Consider the following 22,722-nt stretch of genomic DNA (forward strand, 5'->3'; position numbering starts at 1 on the left):
ACCACGATGGGTTCGAGAATCATCCGGGTGTGTGTGACCGCGGCGATCGCGGCCACGTTGGGACTGTTCGGTGTCGCGGGCACCGGGACTGCGGTTGCCGCACCGTCTCCCACCCCGGCCGTGACCGTCGTCGGTGGCTGTGACGGTGCGAAACTTGTTCAGCCACGGACACTCTCGTCGATCTTCTGCGCCGACGTGGGGGTCATCGTCTCGGACATCACCTGGCTCGCGTGGACCGATGGCTTCGCCGCCGGCTTCGGGACCGAGAACCGCAAGCTGTGCAAGCCGGACTGTGCGTCCGGGAGCATCGCGAAGTATCCGGTCGGCATCTGGCTGTTCGCGCCGAAGAATGGCGCGTTCACTCAGGTCTCGCTGTACTCGTCGATCGCGGGCCCGCCGGAGACCTACCAGTTGACCGGGCACGTGCGCTGACGCTCAGCTGATCTCGCCGCTGTCCTGCAAGACGGTCTCCTCGGCCCGATGTTCGTCCGGGTGTTCCTCGGCGGCGAGGCGTGGGATGAGACCGCCGGCGAGGACGTCGGACACCTGACGCTTCGAGAGCCGGTGCCGGACTTCGAATTCGCGGTCCTGGGTCACGTTGCGAACGGTGAGGACGTCCCCGTCGCCCAGGGCATCCCGCAGCTTCTCTAGCCGCAGGGTATCGCCCTGCTCGACGGCGTCGTAGTCGGCGGGGTCGACGAATTCCACTGCCAGCACACCGAAGTTCGCGAGGTTCTGCCAGTGGATGCGCGCGAACGACTTGGCGATCACCACCCGCAGGCCGAGATGGCGCGGCGCGATGGCCGCATGTTCGCGTGACGAGCCCTGTCCATAGTTGTCACCGCCGATGATGATGTGGCCGGTGTCCGCGGAACGTGCACGTTCCGTGTAACTGTCGTCGATCCGCGTGAAGCAGAACTCGGCGAGCTTCGGGATGTTCGACCGGTAGGGCAGAGCTCGTGCGCCGGCGGGCGAGATGTCATCGGTGGAGATGTTGTCGCCGACCTTCAGCAACACCGGGGCCTCGACGACATCCGGCAGCGGATCCAGGTCCGGCAGGTCGGAGATGTTGGGGCCCTTCACCGGCTGGATCTCCGCTGCTTCGTCCGGCGGCAGCGGCGGCACGAACATCGCGGTGTTGACCGAATGTTCGCGGGGAAGGTCGAGCTCGGGGTACGCGACCTCGTTGTCGGCCGCCCAGTCGCGGGGGTCGGTGATCACACCGGTGAGTGCCGAGGCCGCTGCGGTCTCCGGCGAGCACAGCCACACCTTGTCGTCCTTGGTCCCCGACCGTCCGGGGAAGTTGCGCGGCATCGTTCGGAGTGAGTTCTGCCCGGTCGCGGGTGCCTGTCCCATGCCGATGCACCCCATACATCCGGCCTGGTGGATGCGGGCGCCACCGATGACGAGGCTGGTCGTGGCGCCCATCTTGGTGAGGTCGGTGAGGATCTCGCGCGAGGTCGGGTTGATGTCGAAGCTGACGCCGGCCGACGTCTGCCTCCCCTCCACCATCGCTGCGGCGATCGCGAAGTCGCGGAGGCCGGGGTTGGCGCTCGACCCGATCACCACCTGCGAGATCTCCTCCCCGGCGACCTCGCTGACAGGCACGACGTCCCCGGGAGAGGAAGGTTTTGCGATCAGCGGGACGATCTCGGTGAGATCGATGGTCTCCTCGGCGTCGTAGCCGGCGCCGTCGTCGGCGACGAGCTCGATCCAGTCGTCCTCGCGGCCCTCGGCACGGAGGAACTCGCGCACCGCGTCGTCGCTGGGGAACACCGTTGTCGTGGCACCCAGTTCCGCACCCATGTTCGCGATCACGTGGCGGTCCATCGCCGTCAGACTCGCGAGCCCGGGACCGTGATACTCGATGATCCGGTTCACGGCACCCTTCACGTCGTGCCGTCGAAGCATCTCGAGAATCACATCCTTGGCCGAACACCACTGCGGCAGTTCGCCTTCCAGGCGAATACCCCAGATCTCGGGCATCCGGATGTTCAACGGGCGACCGGTGATGGCGAGGGCAACCTCCAGACCTCCGACGCCGACCGCGAGCATGCCGAGCGATCCGGCCGCAGGTGTGTGGGAATCGGACCCGACCATCGTCTTGCCGGGCACGCCGAACCGTTGCATGTGCGTGGGATGGGAGACACCGTTGCCCGGCTTGGAGAACCAGAGGCCGAAGCGCTCGCACGCGGTGCGTAGATATTCGTGATCCTCGGCGTTCTTCTCGTCGGTCTGCAGCAGGTTGTGGTCGACGTACTGGACGCTGACCTCGGTACGGGCGCGATCGAGACCCAACGATTCCAGCTCCTGCATGACCAGCGTGCCGGTGGCGTCCTGGGTGAGGGTCTGGTCGATGTGGATCGCGATCTCTTCGCCCGGGGTCATGTCCCCGGCCTCCAGATGGGCTTCGATGAGCTTGCGGGCAACGTTCTGGGCGGGCATCGCACACTCCTGATCGACTCACGCCCGAGCCACATCGGCTCGGGACTGAACCGCGCCAGAACCTGTCCGCCGATGTCGACACCGCGACACGCCTGGCGCTCACGCTCGGACTGGTCTCCATGGTCGCAGTGATGGACCCCACACACCAGGGGCACTACCCGCTCAGCCCAACGTGTCGAGGCGGGTGGGGTCGCGAACCAGGAATCCGCAGGTCATCCAACCAACTCAGTGACCGACCCCCACCCTTCACATAGAGTGTTGTCGGTTGCTCCGAGAGTCTGAACCCCGGACGAATCGGACATCACCAGACCACGTACCAACAGAAAGGCACAATCTCATGGGCGTGAGCCTGAGCAAGGGTGGAAATGTCTCGCTGACCAAGGAGGCCCCGGGACTGACCGCAGTGTCCGTCGGCCTCGGCTGGGACATCCGCACCACCACCGGCACCGACTTCGACCTGGACGCCAGCGCCATCGCGCTCGGCGCGAACAAGAAGGTGCTGTCCGATCAGCACTTCATCTTCTTCAACAACCTGCGTTCGCCCGACGGCTCGATCGAGCACACCGGTGACAACCTGACCGGCGAGGGCGAAGGCGACGACGAGGTCATCAAGGTCGACCTCGCCGGTGTTCCGCCGGAGGTCGACTCCATCGTCTTCCCGGTCTCGATCTACGACGCCGACGCACGTTCGCAGTCGTTCGGACAGGTCCGCAACGCGTTCATCCGCGTCGTCAACCAGGCCGGTGGCACCGAGATCGCACGTTACGACCTCAGCGAGGACGCCTCCACCGAGACCGCGATGGTCTTCGGTGAGCTGTACCGCAACGGCGCGGAGTGGAAGTTCCGCGCGGTCGGTCAGGGCTACGCGTCGGGGCTCGCGGGCATCGCTCGCGACTTCGGCGTGAACGTCTGACCCCGGTTTTCGCCGGCTGTTCCCGCAGCGGATTCCCGTGGATGCCGCACCTCTCCTAGAGTGGGTGCGGCATCCTCGTGTCTCCACCCTCCGACGTCGCCGTCGGCAGCGGTCCCTTGAACACCTCAGAAAGGCCACCAACCAGTGGTAGTAAGAATTTTCGGCCTGTCGGTGGTCGTGACGATCGTGTCACTGATCATCGCCTTCCTCTACGGCGGCGTCGAAGCGCTGATCCTGACGGCCATCCTGGGCGTCTTCGAGATCTCGCTCTCTTTCGACAACGCAGTCATCAACGCCACGATCCTCCGCCGGATGAGCGAGTTCTGGCAGAAGATCTTCCTCACCGTCGGCATCCTGATCGCCGTCTTCGGTATGCGCCTGGTGTTCCCGCTGGTCATCGTGTGGCTCGCATCGGGTCTGAACCCGGTCGAAGCGCTCGACCTCGCACTCAACCCGCCACCGAACGACGCGGCATACTTCGCCAACGGTGACCCGAGCTACGAGACGATCATCACCGACGCCCACCCGCAGATCGCGGCGTTCGGCGGCATGTTCCTGCTGATGCTGTTCCTGGGCTTCGTCTTCGAGCAGAAGGAACTCACCTGGCTGACGTGGATCGAACGGCCGCTCGAGAAGATCGGCAAGCTGGAGATGCTCGAGGTCGTCATCGCGATCACTCTCCTCGTGCTCACCGCCACGTACATCGCCCCGGCAGACGAACGATCGACGGTGATGATCGCCGGCGCACTCGGCATGATCACCTACATCCTGGTCAACGGTCTCGGCGAGTACTTCAACGTCGAGGTCGAGGAAGAAGAGGAAGAGCACGACAAGGCAGCCGGATCGGAGTCGACCGCCGAGAAGTCCAATGGCCGATCGGGTCCCAGCGACCTGGCCAAGGCGACCGGCAAGGCCGGCTTCTTCCTGTTCCTCTACCTCGAGGTGCTCGACGCGTCGTTCTCCTTCGACGGCGTCATCGGCGCGTTCGCCATCACCGCCGACCCGATCATCATCGCCCTGGGCCTCGGCCTCATCGGCGCGATGTTCGTCCGTTCGCTCACCGTGTACCTGGTCCGCAAGGGCACGCTCTCCGAGTACGTCTACCTCGAGCACGGCGCGCACTGGGCCATCGGCGCACTGGCGTTCATCCTGCTGTACTCGATCGGCACCCACGTGCCGGAGATCATCACCGGCCTGATCGGTGTCGCGCTGATCATCGCAGCGCTGGTCTCCAGCATCATTCGCCGAAATCGCCTCGCGGCGAGAGGCGAGGAGGAGAAGGTCGAGGTGTAGCCCTTCGAGGCTCGTCGCTTCGCTCCTCGCACCTCAGGGAGCAGAGACGAGCCGCCCGCTCCTCGCACCTCAGGGAGCAGCGACGAGCCGCCCGCTCCTCGCACCTCAGGGAGCAGAGACGAGCCGCCCGCTCTCGCACCTCAGGGAGCAGCGACGCGCCGCCCGCTCCTCGCACCTCAGGGACCAGAGGCAGGCACCGCACAAACAACTGCGCCGCAGATCCATTCGGATCTGCGGCGCAGTTGTCGTATCCGTCTGTCTCAGCCCTGATGCTGCGTGAGCTGCTGACTGATCTGCTGGTTGATCTGCTGCAGGCCCGGCACCGAGAGGCCGGGAAGCTGGCCCTGGATGGTGCGCAGGACCGACGAATCGTCGCGCACCTTCTCGCTGGACTGCACCAGAACCGTTCCGGCACCGGTGAAGTCGAACTGCCGCTCTTCGCCGGAGTTGATGCCGAACCGCTGTCCGGCGGCCGCGATGAAGCTGTTGACCCACGCCTGGTCGTAGTGGTGGCTCGGTGACGGGCAATCCGACCATCCGACAAGCGCTTCCGGGTCGACGCGCACCGGCGGTTCCACGAACATCACCGGCCCGTTCGACGATGCGAGGAACTTACCGGTGCCGATCAGGGTGAGGAAGCCGGGCACGATCGACTGGTTCAGTGACAGATTCGGCTGGAAGGCCAGCAGATTCGAGGCACGGATCGTGAGATTGCCGTCTTCGAGGTCGTAGGCGTTGATGTCGTACCCGCGGTCGCCGATGATCAGCTTGCCCTGGCCCTCTGCCACCACATAGTCCCCGAGGTAGAGCGGCGCCGAGAACTGTTGCGCCACCATCTGCAGCAGCTGGCCCTGCAGGCCCTGCTGGAGGGAGGTGAACTGCATCTGACCGTAGTAGGCGATCATCGCGCCCTTGGACATGAACCAGGGCTGGTTCAGGTCGATGCAGAACGAATAGTTGTTGTCCGGAACGTTGTCGTCCGATGGCAGGTTCATCGGACTCCACACGGTGTTGAGTTGGCTCACAGCTTCTCCTCCGATGCCTGCACGTAGACGATGCCCTGTCCGGAACACTCCAATTGCATTGCCTCGCCACCGGTACGGCCGACGTTGCGCCAGCTGACGGTCGAGCGGAGGTTGGTGTTGACCTGTCCCGTGGAGCCGACGAAGGCCTGCGGGTCGACGGTCACCGGCGGCTTGTTCGGCGTCACCTCGAGTTCGAAGACCCCGCCGTGGCCGAGGATCACCGCGGACCCCGGGCCGGAGAGCTGCGTCGTGAACATGCCCTGACCGGTGACGGCGCCGGCCGCCGCGGATCGCAGGGCACCGAAGAGGCCACCACCTCCTCCCCCGCCTCCGCCACTCCCGCCCTGGGAGGCCACCGAGACCACCGACACCTGCAGGTTCGCGCCGTAGGCGAGCAGTCGGGAGGCCTCGACGCGGATGGTTCCGCCGACCGCGCCCAGATCGACGACGTGCACCTCGATGCCGAGGAATCCGTAGTGCACCTCGCCCTGCCCCTGCGCGATCATCGTCGACTCGTGCTCGCCGGCGAGCATGCGGCCGGCCATGCCGCCCATCGCACCCAATCCCGGCATGCCGCCGCCCATTCCGGCGCCCGCGATCTGATGCGGCTGGAAGAAGACGTTGCCCTTGTACAAGATCATCGCGCCCTTTCGGGCGACGACGGGCCCGCTTCGACCGATGTCGACGGAGACGATCTTGCTGTTGACCTTGGTGAACATTCGCTACTTCACCCTCACCGCTCGGCCGGCTGGATCGATACGACGCCGCTGCCGTCCCACCGTAGGGAGAAGGCTTCGCCGCCTCCCTGCCCCATGACGGAGCGCCACGAGACGTCGGTGACGAACGACTGGTTCAATTGCCCACGCGCACAGACGAATGCATCCGGATCGACGACCAGCGGATACTGCGGCGACACCTCCAGATGGATCAGCGGACCACCATTGGACAGCAGAGCTATCTGGCCGTACCCACTGACCGTCGTCGTGAACAGTCCCTGGCCCGACGAGGCGCCGCGCACACCTGCGAACGCCACGTTGGTCTGCAGGTTCCCGTTCAGCACCATGAGCTGCTGGGACTCGACCTGCAGTGTCTCGTTGTTGAGTTCGATGATCGTCGTCTCGGCCGCGTTGTGGGCGAAGTAGACGATGCCGTTTCCCGAGGCCTCCATGAGGGACAGGGCTTCACCGGTAGCCCGCTGTTTGAGGCCGGCCAGGACGCCGTCGCCACCACCGAAGCCGGCCGATTTGAACGCGACCTGGCCCTCATAAGCCACCATCGATCCGCTGATCGCGCGGACCGCGGTGTTGTTCAGCCTGGCCTCGACCACGCGTTTGGAGCGTTGTACCAACTGCATTCGACGTGCCTCTCTCGAGCCGCCGGGAGGTCGCCGCTCGACCGCCCTCGTGTGTTCCCCGACGCCATCTCCGCTTCCCGGCACCGGCCCGCGATCGACATCCGGCGCCGCGAGGCGGCCGATTCGACTCCGTCGCGGGTCGGTCGCTCCGGCCACATACCGAGTTGAAAATAGCCGATAGCATCGTGTGGTGCCCGGAAACTTCGTACGTCGTTGGTTCGGCAACGATTCACGCACGAATTCCGCCTCACCTGCATCATCGGAACAAATGACAGCGGCCTTCCTCGAGTCCGAAACCGTCCTCGCCGAGATCGATCCGGCCGTCGGTGTGGTGGCCGCCACCGACCCGCGTTCACAGCTGCGCGGCGAATGGTCTGCGCTCCGCGAACGGCACGCTCAGGTGACCGCCGACTACCTCCGGTTGGTCTCCCCGCCCGCGGGCACACGCGTGGCCCGCCAGGACCTCGAGCGGACCACCGAGGCGCTTCGCACGGTCACGGCGACGATGCGCGGCTTCGCGGAGGCGAACTCAGGTGCACTGCAGCGAGCCCGGGCCACCATGCAGGCAGCAGAAGCCCAGGACCATGGGGCACGCGTCGCCTCGCACCGGGCGATGACGGCTCTCGAGAACGCCGGTCCCGCGGTCGGCCGGCTGCAGTCGGTCACCAAGGCCACCGACGAACTCGACCGTGCCTTGAGAGTTTTCGAGCAGGCTTCGGGCCTGCGTGAACGCCAGTCAGCCGCTGCGACGATCATCACATCGGCACAGCGGCTGGAGAACCTTCTCCGCGAGGCGCCCGCGTTCGCCGACCGCGCGCGCCAGGTCATCCGATCGGTGGAAACCCGTCGCAGCGCCATCGCCACCCGCAGAGCGCAGGTTCCCGACACCCTGTCTGCCTTGCGCCGCGAATTCAGCGCGGACTGTTCGACCGACCTGCAGCGCACCGAGGTCGTCGTCGACGAGCGTCTGGCCCATGCGGATACGGCGATCTCGGCGGCGCGCACGATGCTGGCCGACGCGCCCGACCAGGCAATCGATCAGGCCGATGCCGCCCGAGACGACCTGTCCGTCGCCGAGGCCGCCGTGGACGCCGTCCTGGATCGGCTGCGTCTGCTGCGCGAAGTGCGTGCCGATCCGCAGGGAGCCGAGCGGCGCGTCCGATTCCGACTCCGCGACGCTCAGCTCTTCGCGGTGAATCACTCTCTGGTTGACGAATGGGGCTCGGTACTCGATGCTCAGGCCGACCGGATCGAGCGTGCGAGGGGGGAGCTCGATCGCGTCCACCCTGACTATTGGGGATATCTGACCCAGTTGCGGGCTGTGGACGACCGGATCAGCGAGATAGTTTCCCGGATGAGAGGACAGGTGGCCGCGCGATGACCACCACGGCACGCCACGACGACACCGGGCTCGAGCCCGGAACGATCCGGCACTTCGATCATCTGGGCTTCGCGCTGCGCGAACAGCTCTTCTTCCGGCAACCGGAGCCGATCGATGACACCTGGCCCGCACAGCGACTGGCGATCGCTCTCGGCGCCACGCTCTACGTGCCCGCCACCCGCCCGGATCTCGCCGACGTGATCCGCAAGCGGCGGGCGGAGGGCGTGATCTCGATGGTCATCGACCTCGAGGACGCGATCGCCGACCACGAAGAAGACGACGCCATCGAGCACACGGTCGCCGCTCTCCGCGACATCGCCGAAAAGCCCGGCGATCCGATGCTCCTGTTCGTCCGTCCGCGGTCGGCCGACCGCATCCCGCGGATCGCTGCCGCGCTCGACACTCCGTCGGCCCCGAACACTCCTCCGGCGCTGACCGGCTTCGTGATCCCGAAGTTCAACTCGGCCAACGCCGATGAGGCGCTGGGTGAGGTTGCCCGGGCGAGCGAACTCCTGGGCCGGCACCTGTGGGTGATGCCTGTCCTCGAGTCCGCGGCGGTCGTGCACCGCGAGACGCGCGACGACGAGTTGACCGCCCTGACCGCCAACCTGAGCGAACACCGCGCCAACGTGCTCGCCGTCCGCATCGGTGCCACCGACATCTGCGGCTATTTCGGCATCCGGCGCGACCGTGACCTCACGATCTACGACGTCCGGGTCGCCGCCGACGTGATCGCCGGCATCGTCAACCACCTCGGCCGCAGCGACGAATCCGGTTTCATCGTGACCGGACCGGTGTGGGAGTACTTCGCCGACCACGAACGCATGTTCCAGCCGACGTTGCGCCACACACCTTTTCGCGAGAGTGACGCGGTGTACTTCCGGCAACAACTGGTCAGTCGGGACATGGACGGACTGCTGCGCGAGATCACGCTCGACCGCGCCAACGGGCTCCACGGCAAGACGGTGATCCATCCCGCCCACGTCGCCGCCGTGCACGCCCTGTCCGCGGTGACCCACGAGGAGTACCACGACGCCCTCGACATCCTCGCCGGTGATACCGGCGGTGTGCGGGCGTCCTCCTATCGGAACAAGATGAACGAACTGAAGCCCCACCGGAATTGGGCTCTGCGCGTGATCGACCGGGCGGCCGCGTTCGGCGTGACCCACCAGGGTGTGAGCTTCGTCGATCTACTCACCGCGCTCGCCGACCCGGGACCGGCCGGCCGACGAACGGCGACGCAGTGAGCAGCCACCGGATCGACCGTGAACCCGATTGGGTCACCACCCGTTTCGGCGTCCAGGTGGCGTCCGACGGCACCGGGTGTGCGGGACACGAACTGCGCGACCTGGTCGTCCTCGGTCTGCGCCACAACCGCAGGCGCGCACATCTGCTGGTCTCGACCGTGCTCGGCAAGCACATCCCCACACCCCCCGGTGTCGTGCGCGGCGCGGCCGACGCCCTCGGTGCGGCGATCACCGGCCAGATCGGCGCCGATGCCGCACGGGATTCCGTGGTCTTCGGCTTCGCCGAGACCGCCACGGGACTGGGGCACTGTGTCGCCCAGCGGATCTCCGCGTCTCGCTACCTACATTCGACGCGCCGGCATCTTCCCGGTGTGGTCGTGTCGGGGACCTTCGAGGAAGGGCATTCGCACGCCACCACCCACCTGCTGCAGCCGAGCGATCCGGCATTTCTCGACGCTGCGACGCCCGAGGAGACACTCATCCTCGTCGACGACGAGATCTCCACCGGCACCACGGCCCTGGTCGCGATCGAGACGATCGTCGCAACCCGTCCACGCACGCGGTTCGTCGTGGCCTCGCTCGTGGACATGCGCACACCCGATCAGCGCGCCGAATGCGCCAAGGCCGCTGCGGATCTCGGCGTGGAGGTCTCCTACGTCGCCCTGGCGCACGGCTCGGTCACGTTACCGCCCACGCTGCTCGACGACGTGTGGGAGCTGACCTCGGACGATCTGAATCCCGTGGCACCGGAACGCGCCGACGCCGCCACGCTCACGCTCGAATGGCCGGCGGGAACACCGGACGGTGGCCGTCACGGTTTCGAGCGATCGGATTCGGAGCCGTTCCATCAGGCGACCGAGGCGGCCGCGGAGAGGATCGCACACCACCTCGACCCACAACGGCCCGTCGTCGTGATCGGTCATGAGGAGCTGATGTACGCACCGCTGTGCATCGCCGAGTGCCTCGAGCTGCGCGGCTTCGTGACCGGCTATCAGACCACCACGCGGTCGCCCGCACAGGTCCATGACGTGTCCGGTTACCCGCTGCGTCGCGGATTCCGTTTCGTCGCACCAGAATCCGATCCGGACACGCCGCGCTACGTCTACAACGTCTCGTCGAACGCATTTGCCGATCCCCAGGTCGTGGTCGTGGTCGACACCCCGGCCGACACTCCCGAGCTCCGCGCCCCGGGTGGCCTGCTCGACGTCCTCACCGCCGCCGGCCATCCGGTGACGCTGGCGGTGCTCCCGGCGACCGGGCAGGCACAGCTCGGGGCATCACGGGAGGAGGCGCGCCGATGACCGAACCTGTGACGTCGACTCCCCCCTTGCGCGGTCCGCACTTCGGTTCCTACGCGCCGGACGAGGTGACGTGGTTGCTCAAGGATCTCTCCGATGTCGCGCTCGAAGGTGACCTGCACGAGCGGGAGCGTCGTATCCAGTCGGGTAAGGCGCATTACGCCGAGTCCCTGCCGATCGAGTACCAGCCCGGTCGCGAGTACCAGGATCTCTTCCGGTCGACCTTGCGGTCATCTGCGCAACGACTCGCCGAAGCTGTCGGTGTGGTTGCCGAACTGATTCTCGCCGAACGCCATTCGTCTCCGACGCTGGTGTCGCTCGCGCGCGCCGGCACGCCCGTCGGCATCCTGATCCGCCGATGGATGCAGACGGCCCACGGGATCGAGCCGCAGCACTACACCATCTCGATCGTGCGCGACCGCGGGATCGACACGGTCGCACTGGATCACATCGCGCGGCGCCACCCGGCCGAGTCGGTCGTCTTCGTCGACGGGTGGACCGGGAAGGGCGCGATCCAGCGCGAACTCACCGCGGCCCTGTCCGAATACGCGCAGCTTCCCGGCCGTCCGCACCTGCACGACGAGCTGGCCGTGCTCGCCGACCCCGGCTCCTGCACCACGCTGTACGGCACCCGGGATGATTTCCTCATCGCCTCGGCATGTCTGAATTCGACCGTGTCGGGTCTCGTGTCGCGCACGGTCCTCAACGCCGACCACATCGGTCCGGGAGAGTTCCACGGCGCCAAGTTCTACCGGAATCTGGCGGAGTTCGACGTCTCCGGCGAACTGCTCGACGCGGTGAGCGCCGAGTTCCCCGCTGTCACCGAACGGGTCGGCGCCACCCTGGCCGCCATGACACCGCAGGAGCGGACACCGACGTGGTCGGGCTGGCGCTCCGTCGAACGGATCCAGCTCGACTACGGACTGTCGTCGATCAACCTGGTCAAGCCCGGCGTCGGTGAGACGACACGCGTGCTGCTGCGGCGGGTGCCGTGGCGCGTCCTGGTCCGCGACGACGACCTGCCCGAACACCGCCACATCCGGCTACTGGCCGCCGAACGCGGAGTGCCGGTGGAGGTCTCACCCGATCTCGCCTACTCGTGTGTCGGGCTGATCAAGGAGGACGCGTGAACGTGCTGGTCGCCACCGACCTCGACCGGACGATGATCTATTCGCAGGCCGCCATGGGCGAGGCACAGTTCGCCACGGTCGACGCCGTCTGCGTCGAGATCTACCGCGACGCCCCCCTGTCGTACATGACGACCACCGCCGTCGAACTTCTCGCGCGCCTCGCCGCCGAGGTACCGGTGATCCCGACCACGACTCGGACGCCGGCCCAGTACGAGCGAATCGCACTGCCCGGCAATCCGTTCCGATACGCCGTGGCGAGCAATGGTGGGCGCATCCTGGTCGACGGAGCGGACGACCCGGACTGGCGCCGTGCGGTCGAACGTGCGGTGTCCGAATCCGGCGCGGGGCTCGACGAGGTGCTCACCGAACTCCGCAGCCGCATCGACGAGTCCTGGGTGCGGTCGCTGCGGATCGCCGACGACCTGTTCTGCTACCTCGTCGTCGACCCGGCGGGCCAGCCAGATGAGTTCTTGCCGGCCTGGCAGGACTGGTGCGCGGCGCGCGGGTGGACCGCCTCGCAGCAGGGCCGCAAGATCTACGCGACTCCCGGGTCGGTCACCAAGTCCGCGGCGATCGCCGAGGTCCGTCGCCGGCTCGTCGACGACGGGACGATCACGACCGACGCCGAGCTGTGCGCCGCCGGCGACGGATGGCTGGACACCGATCTCCTGTCGGCCGCCGACCACGCGATCCGACCCCGCCACGGCGAACTCGAGTTGCTCGGCTGGTCGGCACCGGGGCTCACCGTCACCACGGGGACGGGAGCCCTCGCCGGCGTCGAGATCCTCGAATGGTTCCTCGACCGGTGTTCGGTCAGGACGGCATCGGACCCAGGACGTCCGAATGCCCGTGCCGTCGGCACCAGCTGATCAGATATCGCGCATGAAGGCCGCACCAGCGGTACACCGCGGCTTGCGTCAGGGGAGACGATACCGGCTGCTCACCCCGCTCCTCGATGATCGGGCCGAGGTAGTGGCTCGTCACCTTGTTCGCGGTGTTGGGTGAGACCTTGGCCGCGCGTGCCAGGCTCGCGCCATCGGACGCGTTACCCGAGGCGATCGCGCCTGCCAGCCGGCCCGCGGTGTGACCGCGCTGCCCGGCGAACAACTCATACAGCGGGGTTCGACGCGGAGGTCCCGGCTGCTCGGCCACTCCCTGACCCACCGCGACCGCGCGCACGGCGCTCATCAGCGTCGCGAAACCCTCGGACTTCTCGATGACAGCGGCAACCTCGTTCCGCAACCGGGCCTCGTCGACGTGGTCGTCTTCGAGTCCGTGCCCATGGGTCGCGAGGATGACCGGTGCCTGCCGCGCGTGTTTGTCCAGGGCATCGATGGCGTCGAGACCGTCGAAACGCCATTCCAGATCCGGACGGTTCCAGATGAGATCGGCGACCACGACGTCGAAGCGGACATGGCCGGCAACAGAGCGGGTGAACTCGTCCTCGGTGGTGGCCACGGTGACGACAGCCTGCTCGAGGAAACTCTGCAGAGGCCCGGCCACCACGTGACCAAGCGGTGACGCGACCAGCACACGCAAACGGTTCGGCACGTGCATAATTTTGCCCGATACCTGTGACGCATGCGCGATCACGCATTAATTGGACTCATTCGAGCGCATTATGGCCCGAATCGTTGTCAATCAGGCCACCCAGGCAGTGACTTAGCGGTGCAAGTTCGTGACTCTAGAAAAGTAGACGTTGAGAGCAGTTCATCTCTTCGCCCAACCGATCGCAAGCAAGGTCGATCACGGCTTCCGGGGACGCCGGTCCGTCGACCTCGGCGATGTCGGGAGCCGGTAGTGATTCTGTCGACAGAAGGACGGTACCGATGTCAGCCACTCTGGACGAGCTCCGCCGCCCGCAGGAAGCCACCCCCCAGCCCAACGTGTCCCGGATGGCCTCCGTCGGCCGAACCGTTTCGCAGGCCACCGCCCCTCATCCTCACCCTCACCACAGACGCCTCGCCGTTGTCATCGCCGAAGGCGATCTGTTCGACGCCGCACTCGTGGCCCTCGTCGAAGGCGCCGGCTACGGCGCAACACTCGTCGAGCCCGCGCAGATCCGCGCCCTCCGCAACCCAGCCGTCCTCCTCGTGCGTTCGACCGGGATGCTGGCGCTGGTCCGGCGGGCGCCGATGCTGCGCAACGTGCGCGTCGTCTTCCTCGGGGACGGGGTCGCGGGCCGCGACCACATCCGCATCGCGCCCCGCTCACCCGGTGCCGAGTCCGCACTCCGCCAGGCGCTCACCGCGACCATGGGCCCACCCGGACCGTCTACTCCGCCGGCAGCCCAGAACCGGGTGCGCGTGACCGAACGGGAACGCGAGATCCTGCAGACCTACACCCTCGGTTCCACTCTCCGCGAGACATCACAGACGCACCAGATCGCCGAGAGCACGGTGCGTGAGCACTACCGTCGCGTCGTGCGTCGTTATGAAGAGGCCGGGCGTCCCATCGGTAACAAGGCCCAGCTGCTCCTCGAGTTCATGGCCGACGGCTGGGTCCGACCCTGATCGGCACCGTCGAAGGTGACCTAGTGCCCACGACGGGAACGCGGTCAGCGGCGCAGACTGGGGTCATGAGGTCTATGCGGGGCCTCCGACGCCCGTTCACCGTCGCGGCCGGATATCGACGTACCTGGGCCGCCGGGATTCTTGCGCTCATCGAGATCCTCGTCGCATATCAAGCCGTCGACGGTGGACTCGCACTCGCCGACGACCGGTGGCAGATGCCCCGGGAGTGGTTGCACAACACGCCTTTCGACACCTGGACCGGCCCGGGGTTGGTGCTCGTCGCGGCGATCGGCGTGCCCCATGCCCTTGCCGCGATCGCGATCGTCTTCCTGCCCGTCGATCCCCGACTCGGGATAGTCGGTGGCGTGCTGGCCGGCGTATCGCTGGTCACCTGGATCGTCGTCCAGATCGCGGTGCTGCAGATCTTCTTCTTCCTGCAACCGGTGATCGCGGTCATCGGGGTGATCGAGCTCGGCCTGGCTGTTGTCTGGGGTCGCACGCTCGCCCACCGCGGTAGACCGGCACCCGCAGACTCATATCCCACTCGTCCGCTGTCCGCCGCTGCCGAGCGCGGGGCGAAATGACGACACGTCCGTTCCTCGTCGGCATCGGGCTCGCCGCGGCCATGGGCGCGGCGACCATCACCTACTGCACGTGGATCCGACCATGGGTGATGACCTGGGGCGCGACCGACGACGAAGTGGCAGCAGAACTCCCGGGCGACGAGTTGCTGCCGGCCGCCGACGGCGTGGCCACCCGCGCGATCACCATCGACGCACCGCCGGAGGCGATCTACCCATGGCTCGCTCAGATGGGTCCCTCGCCTCGCGGTGGCGCCTACACGTACGACTGGATCGAGAATCTGCTGGGACTCGACATGCACAGCACCGATCAGGTGCTCGAGGAGTTCCAGCACCCCGCGGTGGGCGACACGATCGGCGTCGGGCCCGAGGCATCCCGCGTCGAGATCGCCGATCCCGGCCGGGCGTTCGTCACCCGTACTGCCGACGGCGACTGGGTGTGGTCGTTCACGCTGGTCCCCGCCGGGGAGTCGACGCGGCTGATCAGCCGGAACCGTTTCCGGCTGCCCGGTGTGGGCAAGAAGCTGGCGATGATCCCGATGGAACCCGGGTCGCTGATCATGGAGCGCAAGATGCTCCGCGGGATCAAGGAGCGGGCCGAGGCTCTCGCGCACGCCGGGTGACCTCGCAGGTCGCGGGGGTCCACGGGACGGCATGATCGTCGTGGCACAGTGGGAGGGTGCTGCTGCCGACGTTGACCCCCACTGCCCCGGACGATCCCGACGTGATCCGGATCGGCGAGGATCGGCTCTCACGTGAGGATCTCGTCGGAGCGGCCACTGCCGTGGCGGAGCGGATCGCCGGCGCACGCACCGTCGCGGTGCTGGCGCAGCCGACGGTCGAAACCGTCCTCGCATTGGTCGGCGGCCTGATCGCCGGAGTGCCGGTGGTTCCGGTACCGCCCGACTCGGGTCCGCGCGAGTTCGCGCACATCCTGGCCGATTCGGGCGCCCAGGCCTGGCTGGGGCAGGCACCCGCCGACACGACGTTGCCCGTGGTCCCGGTCCGGCGCTACGCGAAGTCGTGGCACCGTCATCCCGAACCGCACGCCGATTCGACTGCGCTGATCCTCTACACCTCCGGCACCACCGGGCTACCCAAGGGCGTACCGATCACCCGGCAGGCGATCGCCGAGGGACTCGACGCACTCGCCGACGCCTGGCTGTGGACCGCCGATGACACTCTCGCCCACGGTCTTCCGCTTTTCCACGTGCACGGACTGATCCTCGGTGTCCTCGGGCCGCTTCGTCGAGGTGGCCGTCTGATCCACACCGAGAAGCCGACGGCCGCGGGTTACGCGCAGGCCGCCGAAGCCGGCGCGAACATGTTCTTCGGGGTCCCGACCGTGTGGAGCCGCGTCGGTGCGGAGCCCGAGGCGGCCCGTACCCTCTCCGGCGCACGCATTCTCGTGTCGGGCAGTGCACCGCTACCTGTTCCCGTCTTCGACCGGGTCCGCGAGCTCACCGGCCACGAGATCGTCGAACGCTACGGCATGACCGAGACCATGATCACCCTCAGCACCCGAGTCGACGGCGAACGTCGCCCGGGCTGGGTGGGGCTGCCCCTGGCCGGGGTCGAGACCCGTCTCCGGGAGGGCGACGCCGAGGTGGCCCATGACGGCGAATCGGTCGGCGATCTCCACGTACGCGGACCGATGATGTCGTCGGGCTACCTCAACCGCCCCGAGGCGACGGCCGAATCGTGGCTCGAGGACGGGTTCTTCGCCACCGGGGATGTCGCCGTCATCGATCCGGACGGCATGCATCGCATCGTCGGCCGCCGGGCCACCGACCTCATCAAGTCCGGCGGCTTCCGCATCGGCGCCGGCGAGATCGAAACCGTCCTGCTGGCTCATCCGGCCGTGCGCGAAGTCGCGGTGATCGGCGTACCCGACGACTATCTGGGCCAGCGCATCGTCGCGTATGTGGTGGCCGACGAGGTCGCCGACACCGAACTCATCGAGTTCGTCGCCGGTGAGCTCTCCAATCACAAACGGCCGCGCGAGGTCCGCTTCGTCGACTCCCTACCCCGCAACGCGATGGGCAAGGTGCAGAAGAAGCTGCTCGGCTGAGCCTGATCGCTGGCCCCGAAATCCGCCCCGGAAAAGCGCCCCTGGGATCTGCCCCCGAAAAGCGCCCTCAGCAGGGAGTTCGGCGACATATCGTCGTCGTGCGGCCTCTGGAGGGTTGATTTCAGGGGCGGTTCTCGACGCAGTTATCCACAAGACCTGTCTGCGGCGGCCCGACCACGCCAGGTCACCCGACACTGTCCCTCATGGACTACGAGCAACTCGTCGCGCGCTTCGGAGGTGTCTTCTCGACGAATCAGCTGCTGGGAACCGGAGAGACCGCCGAGCAGATCCGACGCGCCGTCGAATGCGGTGCGATCCAGCGGGTCCGGCACGGGTGGTATCAGGTACCCGACGCCGACCCCGAAGTCGTTGCCGCAGTCGCCGACAACACCGTGGTGTCGTGCGCGAGCGCGCTTCGACGTCACGGGCTGTGGATCCCCGAGCATCCGATCGCATCGCACACCCGCGTGACGCGGTACGAGCGTCGCCGAGCCCCCGACCGTTGCCGACGCCACGGCCGCCCGACACCGGCTGGTGCCGCCGTCGACGACGTGGCAACCGCTCTGCAGTACGCCGCGCGCTGCTTCGACGAGGAGGGCTTCATCATTCTGTGCGACTCCGCACTTCACCACGGCAAGCTGAGTGTCGACGACCTCCGCGCCGAATTCCGGCTCGCGCCGTTCTACCTCCGGAAGGCCGTCGAGAAGTGCAATCGACTCGCCGCGTCCGGAACGGAAACCGCCGCTCGTCTGCGGCTGATCAGCGCCGGCCTCGAGGTCAAGGTGCAGCATGAGGTGCCCACAGTCGGCTGGATCGATCTCCTCGTCGGCAACCGGCTGGCCATCGAACTCGACAGCCGGACGCACCACACCGGTGAAGAGGACTACGAACGCGACCGGATCAGGTCCCGCAAGCTCATCCCGCTGGGCTACCTACCGATGCGGCTCACCTACGCGCAGGTGTTCGGTGACTGGGAGACCACCTACGCCGACATCGTGGCCACGGTCCGGAAGGGCTATCACCGCAGCCGGGCCGCCGAATACGAGAACCGCCCCTGAGACCCGCCCTCCAGAGGAGGCCCGACGACACTGTGTCGCCGACGCCGCTCCCGAGGGCGCATTTCGAGGGCCGGTATCAGGGGCGCTTTTCGGGGGCGGTTTTAGTGCCCGGCGCTCAGTTGGCCCAGCCCCGCTCACCCATCCAACCCGTGATGATACCGACCGCCTCTTTGAGGTGCGGGATCTGATCGCGGCCCGAATAGTAGTGTGTCGCACCGGTTATCGTGTGCAGAGTCTTGTCGGGGTGGCCGACGGCGTCGAAAAGCCGGTGGGTGTGGCTGGGTGTGCACGCGTTGTCGGCCGAGTTACCGATGACCAGCGTCGGGACCTCGAGATCCGCGGCACAGCGCGGACCGTCGCCGTGTGCGTCGTCATAACTCCACTGCGACAACCAACTTCGCAGCGTCGTGAACCGTGCCAGGCCGACCGGTCCCATGTTCACGATGCGTGGATCCCCCAGGTAGCAGCCGAGTTCACGGTCGCTCGGGTCGACGGACAGGTCGAGCCACCGCGGGTCGGCCATGGTGCCGTGGACGATGAACCCGCGTTCCATCAACGGCTCACCGCGGCCGCGGAGGTCGGCGAGTTGCTCCTTGACCCACGCGGTGATCCGGCGGTTGCGATCGATCTGCGCGGCCCGGTACCGCTCCAGGAACTCCGCGGTGTAGGGCGGCTGGTTCGGGTTCGCCGGGTTGTAGAGATCCAGCTCGGGATCACGCTTCTCCGGATCGTTTTCGTCGAGGATCGACGGATCCATCCACTCCGTCAGCGTTCCGTGGCGGGACACGTGTGCGGCCAGGAGCATCATGCCGTCGGCCGCAGGCAGATCGAGCCGGGTGAGATCCGGCGGCTCTCCGGCGGGAGTCTCCGTGACCGTCGCATGCTGGGCCTGCTGCTGGTAGTACAGCGACAGCGCACCTCCACCACTCCAACCGGCCAGGATCACCTTCTCGTAGCCGAGCCGTTCCTTGGCGTCCTTCACGCAGGCCCCGAGGTCCTGGACGACCTTCTCCATGATCAGGGCGCTGTCGACGCCGCGATACCGGCTGTTGCAGTAGATGACGTGATGACCCGCGCGGGCCAGCGCATTGGTCATCGGCAGATAGGCGCCGCCACCGATCGGGTGCATGAAGACGATGACGTTCTTCGACGGCACGCCCACCGGTTTCAGGAGGTAGCTCTCCAGGACGACGCTCTCGGTGACGCCGCCGTAGGTGTCCTGGTAGGCCGACGTGTCGTCGAAGACGACGAGGTAGGGAATGCGCTCGTACTCGTGGCGCGGCAACGTGTTCGCCGAACTCATACCTGTGCCTCCTCCTGGACCTCGGCCGATGCCGACCCGGTCATGACCGGGGTCGCGATGAGACGACGACGCGTGTCGATCGCGATGACCTTCCACTCGACACGGTCGAACTCGTCGAACTTCCGGCGCGACCGTTCGCGGGCCTTCTCCGGGATGCCGTGGTGAATACCCTGCGGCGCATGCGAGATCAGGCCGGGAGGCATGCCGATGCCGAACATGCTGCCGCCGTGGAAGAACGCGATCTCGTCAAAGTCGGTGTTGCGGTGGAACCAGGGCAGCCGTTCGGCGCCCTTGCGGGCCTCGGCGGGACGCGGCAGGAAGTTCATCACGTACACGCCCGTAGCCTGCATGAACAGATGCACGGTCGGCGGGAGGTGCACCGACTCCGAGGTGATGACGTCGTAGTCCTCGAGGTTGAAGGTGAACGGGAACAGATCGCCGCGCCACCCCTCGACGTCGAGCGGATGGAACGGATAGAACAGCGTCGTCTGCCCCTCGCGCTGGCGGAACCGAACCTCGTACTCCTCGCGCCCGTCGCCCTCGAAGACCTCGGCCTCGGGGACGGCGACCAGCGACGAATCGAAGGGGAAAAACCGTCCGAGCACGCCCGGCTCCGGGACCCGGTATTCGTCGACAGCCTCGATGATGAGCAGCAGCGACTGGTCGTCGGGGATTTGCCGGTACGTGCATCCCTTGGGGATGTAGACGTAGTCGCCCGGCCGGTAGGACAGCCGGCCGAACTCCGTCTCGAAGTGGCCGGTGCCCTCGTGGACGAAGATCAGTTCGTCGCCGTCGACCGGGCGGAACCAGAATGGCGCGGCCTGGCTGCGGCGGCTGAGCGAGATCCGGCAGTCGTCGTTGTAGAACATCAGCAGCGGCTCACCCGACGGGTCGATCTGATCGGTCGGGGTGAGTTCGGTGACGAAGCGGTCGACGCCGGTGTGGGTACCGACCGCGCGGAACTGCGTCGGATCGTTGCGCCGGTAGAGATGCGCCGTCCGGCCGGTGAATCCGTAGCGGCCGAGCTCGTCGTCTTTGAGGTCCTCGAGGTCACGGTGGACCTGTCGCGGCGTGCGACCCTTCCGGTGCTGGATGAACGATTCCACTGGCTGACTCCTGGTGTGAGCGATCGAGAGCGGACAGACGGGGCGCGGCCTGGCCGGGGAGCAACTCCCGGTGGTTCCCGCGCAGACTTTTCTGATGCTAGATTCAGGTTCAGAATATGACAAGGACCACATCGTTCATCCCGACCTTGCCCGACCGGAGCGAAATACATGCTTCGATGAACGAATCAGTCCTCGGAAGGAGTGTTCGGTGCCGCCGACGAACAAGGGACGCCAGACCGAGGCCGCGTTTCTCGACGCAGCGCGTCGTTGTTTCGCCGACAAGGGCTACCTGAACACCAAGATCTCCGACATCGCGGCCGCCGCGGGCCGCTCCACCGGCTCGTTCTACAACTATTACGACAACAAGGATCAGCTCCTCGAGGCGCTGCTGGACCAGTTCAGCAGCGAAGTCGTCGAGGGTTCTCTCGCCACGAGACACTCGGATCCCGAAGCGGGGGTGCGTGCGGCCGTCACCGCCTACTGGACGACATACAAGAAGTACCTGCCCGAGATCATCGGACTGTTCCAGATGTCCATGCTCGACGACGAGTTCCGGGATCGCTGGCACGCCAACCGTGCGTCGGGCATCAAGCAGGTGCTGGCGGGACTGCACAGCGCGGAACGGGCCGGGTACCACATCGGCCTGCCCCTCGAACCGCTCGCGTCGGCGCTCGTGAACACGCTCGAATCCTCGTGCTGGTCTTGGCTCGCCGTCCGCGGAGGTGTGGTCGGGTCCATCCCCGACGACGACACGGCCATCGACATCCTCACCACCATCTGGTACCGGACGGTGTACCGGTCGGTTCCACACATCCAGCGCTGAATCCGTACAGGATCTGGCTCTTGCGGCACATCGTCGCCGGTTGTGATGCTGGGACGCATGACGATCGACGTCCGGCCCGCAACGACCTTCGCCGACATCGCGACGATGGTCGGGCCCAAGAAACCGACCTCCAACGTGTGCTGGTGCCTGAGTTACCGCATCCCCAGCACGGAGAATCGGGCCCTGCTCCGCGAACAGCGCGGTGAGTTCGTGAAGGAGTTGTGCGACAGCGGGATTCCACTCGGAGTCCTGGCGTACGAGACGATCGACGACACCGAAGAAGTGGTGGGTTGGGCGGCGGTCTCACCGCGTGCCGACACGACCTTCGCCCGCAACCGTAAGATCCCGCACGTCGACGACCTCCCCGTGTGGTCCGCGTGGTGCCTCCGCGTCCGACCCGGCCACCGCAAGAAGGGGATCTCGCGCGCGCTCCTCCAGGGCGCTGTCGAGTTCGCCCGGTCGAACGGGGCGCCGGCCATCGAGGGGTACCCGCTCGACAATCGCGGTAAGAAGGTGGATCTCACGATGGCTTACGTCGGCACCCGCGGGTTGTTCGAGAAAGCCGGGTTCGAGTGGGCGGCCGACACCACCTCTGTGCTGGACGGGTTTCCGCGGGTGGTGATGCGGAAGTCGTTGCGGTGAGGGTGGTTTCGATACTGGTGGTTGAGCCGGTAGCGAGCGCAGCGAGCCACCGCGTCGAAACCTCGCGTCCCTGCAGGTTGAGCCGGTAGCGAGCGCAGCGAGCCACCGCGTCGAAACCTCGCGTCCCTGCAGGTTGAGCCGGTAGCGAGCGCAGCGAGCCACCGCGTCGAAACCTCGCGTCCTGCAGGTTGAGCCGGTAGCGAGCCGAGCGAGCCACCGCGTCGAAACCTCGCGTCCCTGCAGGTTGAGCCGGTAGCGAGCGCAGCGAGCCACCGCGTCGAAACCTCGCGGTCTTGCTGGTTGAGCCGGTAGCGAGCGCAGCGAGCCACCGCGTCGAAACCTCGCGGTCCTGCTGGTTGAGCTGGCCGGGTGGGGTGTGGCCGGCGGGGTTTCGACGCGACGCCTCGCTTCGCTCGGTGTCGGCTCAACCGGCGTGGAGTTGCTTGGTGAGGTGTGGTGGCGGATGGGTTTCGACGCGACGCCTCGCTGCGCTCGGTGTCGGCTCAACCGGCGGGGCACGGCTCGTCGCCTACTCAACC

Annotated in this window: 22 protein-coding genes; 15 read left to right on the top strand and 7 right to left on the bottom strand. The window is 66.8% G+C overall.

The genetic code is table 11. The features are described from left to right. Nucleotides 1-6: 6 nt before the first annotated feature. Nucleotides 7-432: a hypothetical protein gene (locus tag GAA2_RS22365; RefSeq protein WP_024499099.1), complete on the top strand. Its 426-nt coding sequence runs from the start codon at nt 7-9 to the stop codon at nt 430-432. 3 nt (nt 433-435) lie between these two features. On the opposite strand, the gene GAA2_RS22370 is transcribed toward GAA2_RS22365, so the two are convergent. Beyond that, nucleotides 436-2,445: an aconitate hydratase gene (locus GAA2_RS22370; protein WP_024499098.1), complete on the bottom strand. Its 2,010-nt coding sequence runs from the start codon at nt 2,443-2,445 to the stop codon at nt 436-438. Nucleotides 2,446-2,782: 337 nt separating this feature from the next. Between GAA2_RS22370 and GAA2_RS22375 the strand changes: the two genes are divergently transcribed. Together GAA2_RS22375 and GAA2_RS22380 are read left to right on the top strand one after the other, a co-directional pair. Further along, nucleotides 2,783-3,358: a TerD family protein gene (locus tag GAA2_RS22375; protein ID WP_024499097.1), complete on the top strand. Its 576-nt coding sequence runs from the start codon at nt 2,783-2,785 to the stop codon at nt 3,356-3,358. 144 nt (nt 3,359-3,502) lie between these two features. Beyond that, a complete protein-coding gene (locus GAA2_RS22380) occupies nt 3,503-4,651 on the top strand; it encodes a DUF475 domain-containing protein (RefSeq protein ID WP_024499096.1) in 1,149 nt (382 codons plus the stop codon). A gap of 260 nt (nt 4,652-4,911) precedes the next feature. On the opposite strand, the gene GAA2_RS22385 is transcribed toward GAA2_RS22380, so the two are convergent. Genes GAA2_RS22385 through GAA2_RS22395 form a run of 3 tightly spaced genes read right to left on the bottom strand, consistent with a single transcriptional unit; the run spans nt 4,912 to nt 7,030 of the window. Next, complete coding sequence (locus GAA2_RS22385; RefSeq protein WP_024499095.1) at nt 4,912-5,676, bottom strand: AIM24 family protein; 765 nt, start codon at nt 5,674-5,676, stop codon at nt 4,912-4,914. Then, on the bottom strand, nt 5,673-6,395 hold the full coding sequence (locus GAA2_RS22390) for an AIM24 family protein (RefSeq protein ID WP_024499094.1): 723 nt from the start codon (nt 6,393-6,395) through the stop codon (nt 5,673-5,675). Before GAA2_RS22390 ends, GAA2_RS22385 begins: the two co-directional genes overlap by 4 nt. 14 nt (nt 6,396-6,409) lie before the next feature. Further along, entirely contained in the window at nt 6,410-7,030 is a 621-nt protein-coding gene (locus tag GAA2_RS22395; RefSeq protein WP_006438591.1) for an AIM24 family protein, read from the bottom strand. Between the two features lie 268 nt (nt 7,031-7,298). Between GAA2_RS22395 and GAA2_RS22400 the strand changes: the two genes are divergently transcribed. From GAA2_RS22400 to GAA2_RS22420, 5 genes are read left to right on the top strand one after another with little or no spacing between them, the layout of a single operon-like run. Further along, on the top strand, nt 7,299-8,411 hold the full coding sequence (locus tag GAA2_RS22400) for a hypothetical protein (RefSeq protein WP_024499093.1): 1,113 nt from the start codon (nt 7,299-7,301) through the stop codon (nt 8,409-8,411). Further along, nucleotides 8,408-9,658, top strand: a complete 1,251-nt coding sequence (locus GAA2_RS22405; protein WP_024499092.1) for an HpcH/HpaI aldolase/citrate lyase family protein — start codon at nt 8,408-8,410, stop codon at nt 9,656-9,658. The genes GAA2_RS22400 and GAA2_RS22405 overlap by 4 nt, the downstream gene beginning before the upstream one ends. After that, the gene (locus tag GAA2_RS22410) at nt 9,655-10,959 is read left to right on the top strand and encodes a phosphoribosyltransferase family protein (RefSeq protein ID WP_024499091.1); all 1,305 of its coding nucleotides are present in this window, start codon (nt 9,655-9,657) and stop codon (nt 10,957-10,959) included. Before GAA2_RS22405 ends, GAA2_RS22410 begins: the two co-directional genes overlap by 4 nt. Continuing rightward, nucleotides 10,956-12,086: a cysteine protease StiP family protein gene (locus GAA2_RS22415; RefSeq protein WP_024499090.1), complete on the top strand. Its 1,131-nt coding sequence runs from the start codon at nt 10,956-10,958 to the stop codon at nt 12,084-12,086. The genes GAA2_RS22410 and GAA2_RS22415 overlap by 4 nt, the downstream gene beginning before the upstream one ends. After that, nucleotides 12,083-12,955, top strand: a complete 873-nt coding sequence (locus tag GAA2_RS22420) for a hypothetical protein (RefSeq protein WP_024499089.1) — start codon at nt 12,083-12,085, stop codon at nt 12,953-12,955. Before GAA2_RS22415 ends, GAA2_RS22420 begins: the two co-directional genes overlap by 4 nt. On the opposite strand, the gene GAA2_RS22425 is transcribed toward GAA2_RS22420, so the two are convergent. Then, nucleotides 12,900-13,643: a response regulator gene (locus GAA2_RS22425; RefSeq protein WP_024499088.1), complete on the bottom strand. Its 744-nt coding sequence runs from the start codon at nt 13,641-13,643 to the stop codon at nt 12,900-12,902. The genes GAA2_RS22420 and GAA2_RS22425 overlap by 56 nt on opposite strands. 272 nt (nt 13,644-13,915) lie before the next feature. Between GAA2_RS22425 and GAA2_RS22430 the strand changes: the two genes are divergently transcribed. The 5 genes from GAA2_RS22430 to GAA2_RS22450 all read left to right on the top strand — a co-directional run bounded on the left by GAA2_RS22430 (nt 13,916) and on the right by GAA2_RS22450 (nt 18,309). After that, complete coding sequence (locus GAA2_RS22430) at nt 13,916-14,599, top strand: helix-turn-helix transcriptional regulator (protein WP_024499087.1); 684 nt, start codon at nt 13,916-13,918, stop codon at nt 14,597-14,599. Between the two features lie 65 nt (nt 14,600-14,664). After that, nucleotides 14,665-15,183: a hypothetical protein gene (locus tag GAA2_RS22435; protein ID WP_316249308.1), complete on the top strand. Its 519-nt coding sequence runs from the start codon at nt 14,665-14,667 to the stop codon at nt 15,181-15,183. Then, nucleotides 15,180-15,803, top strand: coding sequence for an SRPBCC family protein (locus tag GAA2_RS22440; protein ID WP_024499085.1), 624 nt, complete (start codon nt 15,180-15,182; stop codon nt 15,801-15,803). Before GAA2_RS22435 ends, GAA2_RS22440 begins: the two co-directional genes overlap by 4 nt. Nucleotides 15,804-15,859: 56 nt before the next feature. Next, nucleotides 15,860-17,251 carry an acyl-CoA synthetase gene (locus GAA2_RS22445; protein WP_024499084.1) on the top strand — a complete coding sequence of 464 codons (1,392 nt, stop codon included), beginning with the start codon at nt 15,860-15,862 and terminating at the stop codon, nt 17,249-17,251. A gap of 203 nt (nt 17,252-17,454) precedes the next feature. After that, on the top strand, nt 17,455-18,309 hold the full coding sequence (locus tag GAA2_RS22450; protein ID WP_024499083.1) for a type IV toxin-antitoxin system AbiEi family antitoxin domain-containing protein: 855 nt from the start codon (nt 17,455-17,457) through the stop codon (nt 18,307-18,309). A 115-nt stretch (nt 18,310-18,424) separates the two neighbouring features. Here the strand turns inward: GAA2_RS22450 and GAA2_RS22455 are convergent, their stop codons facing one another. Both GAA2_RS22455 and GAA2_RS22460 read right to left on the bottom strand, forming a co-directional pair. Continuing rightward, nucleotides 18,425-19,612 (bottom strand): alpha/beta fold hydrolase, encoded by a 1,188-nt coding sequence (locus GAA2_RS22455; protein ID WP_024499082.1) that lies wholly within the window; start codon nt 19,610-19,612, stop codon nt 18,425-18,427. Next, complete coding sequence (locus tag GAA2_RS22460; protein WP_024499081.1) at nt 19,609-20,718, bottom strand: homogentisate 1,2-dioxygenase; 1,110 nt, start codon at nt 20,716-20,718, stop codon at nt 19,609-19,611. The genes GAA2_RS22455 and GAA2_RS22460 overlap by 4 nt, the downstream gene beginning before the upstream one ends. 208 nt (nt 20,719-20,926) lie before the next feature. On the opposite strand from GAA2_RS22460, the gene GAA2_RS22465 reads away from it, so the two are divergent. Then, complete coding sequence (locus GAA2_RS22465; RefSeq protein WP_024499080.1) at nt 20,927-21,541, top strand: TetR/AcrR family transcriptional regulator; 615 nt, start codon at nt 20,927-20,929, stop codon at nt 21,539-21,541. Nucleotides 21,542-21,598: 57 nt separating this feature from the next. Next, nucleotides 21,599-22,183: a GNAT family N-acetyltransferase gene (locus tag GAA2_RS22470; protein ID WP_024499079.1), complete on the top strand. Its 585-nt coding sequence runs from the start codon at nt 21,599-21,601 to the stop codon at nt 22,181-22,183. Nucleotides 22,184-22,722 lie beyond the last annotated feature (539 nt).

Source organism: Gordonia ajococcus (assembly GCF_012974285.1).
Taxonomy (GTDB): Bacteria; Actinomycetota; Actinomycetes; order Mycobacteriales; family Mycobacteriaceae; genus Gordonia; species Gordonia amicalis.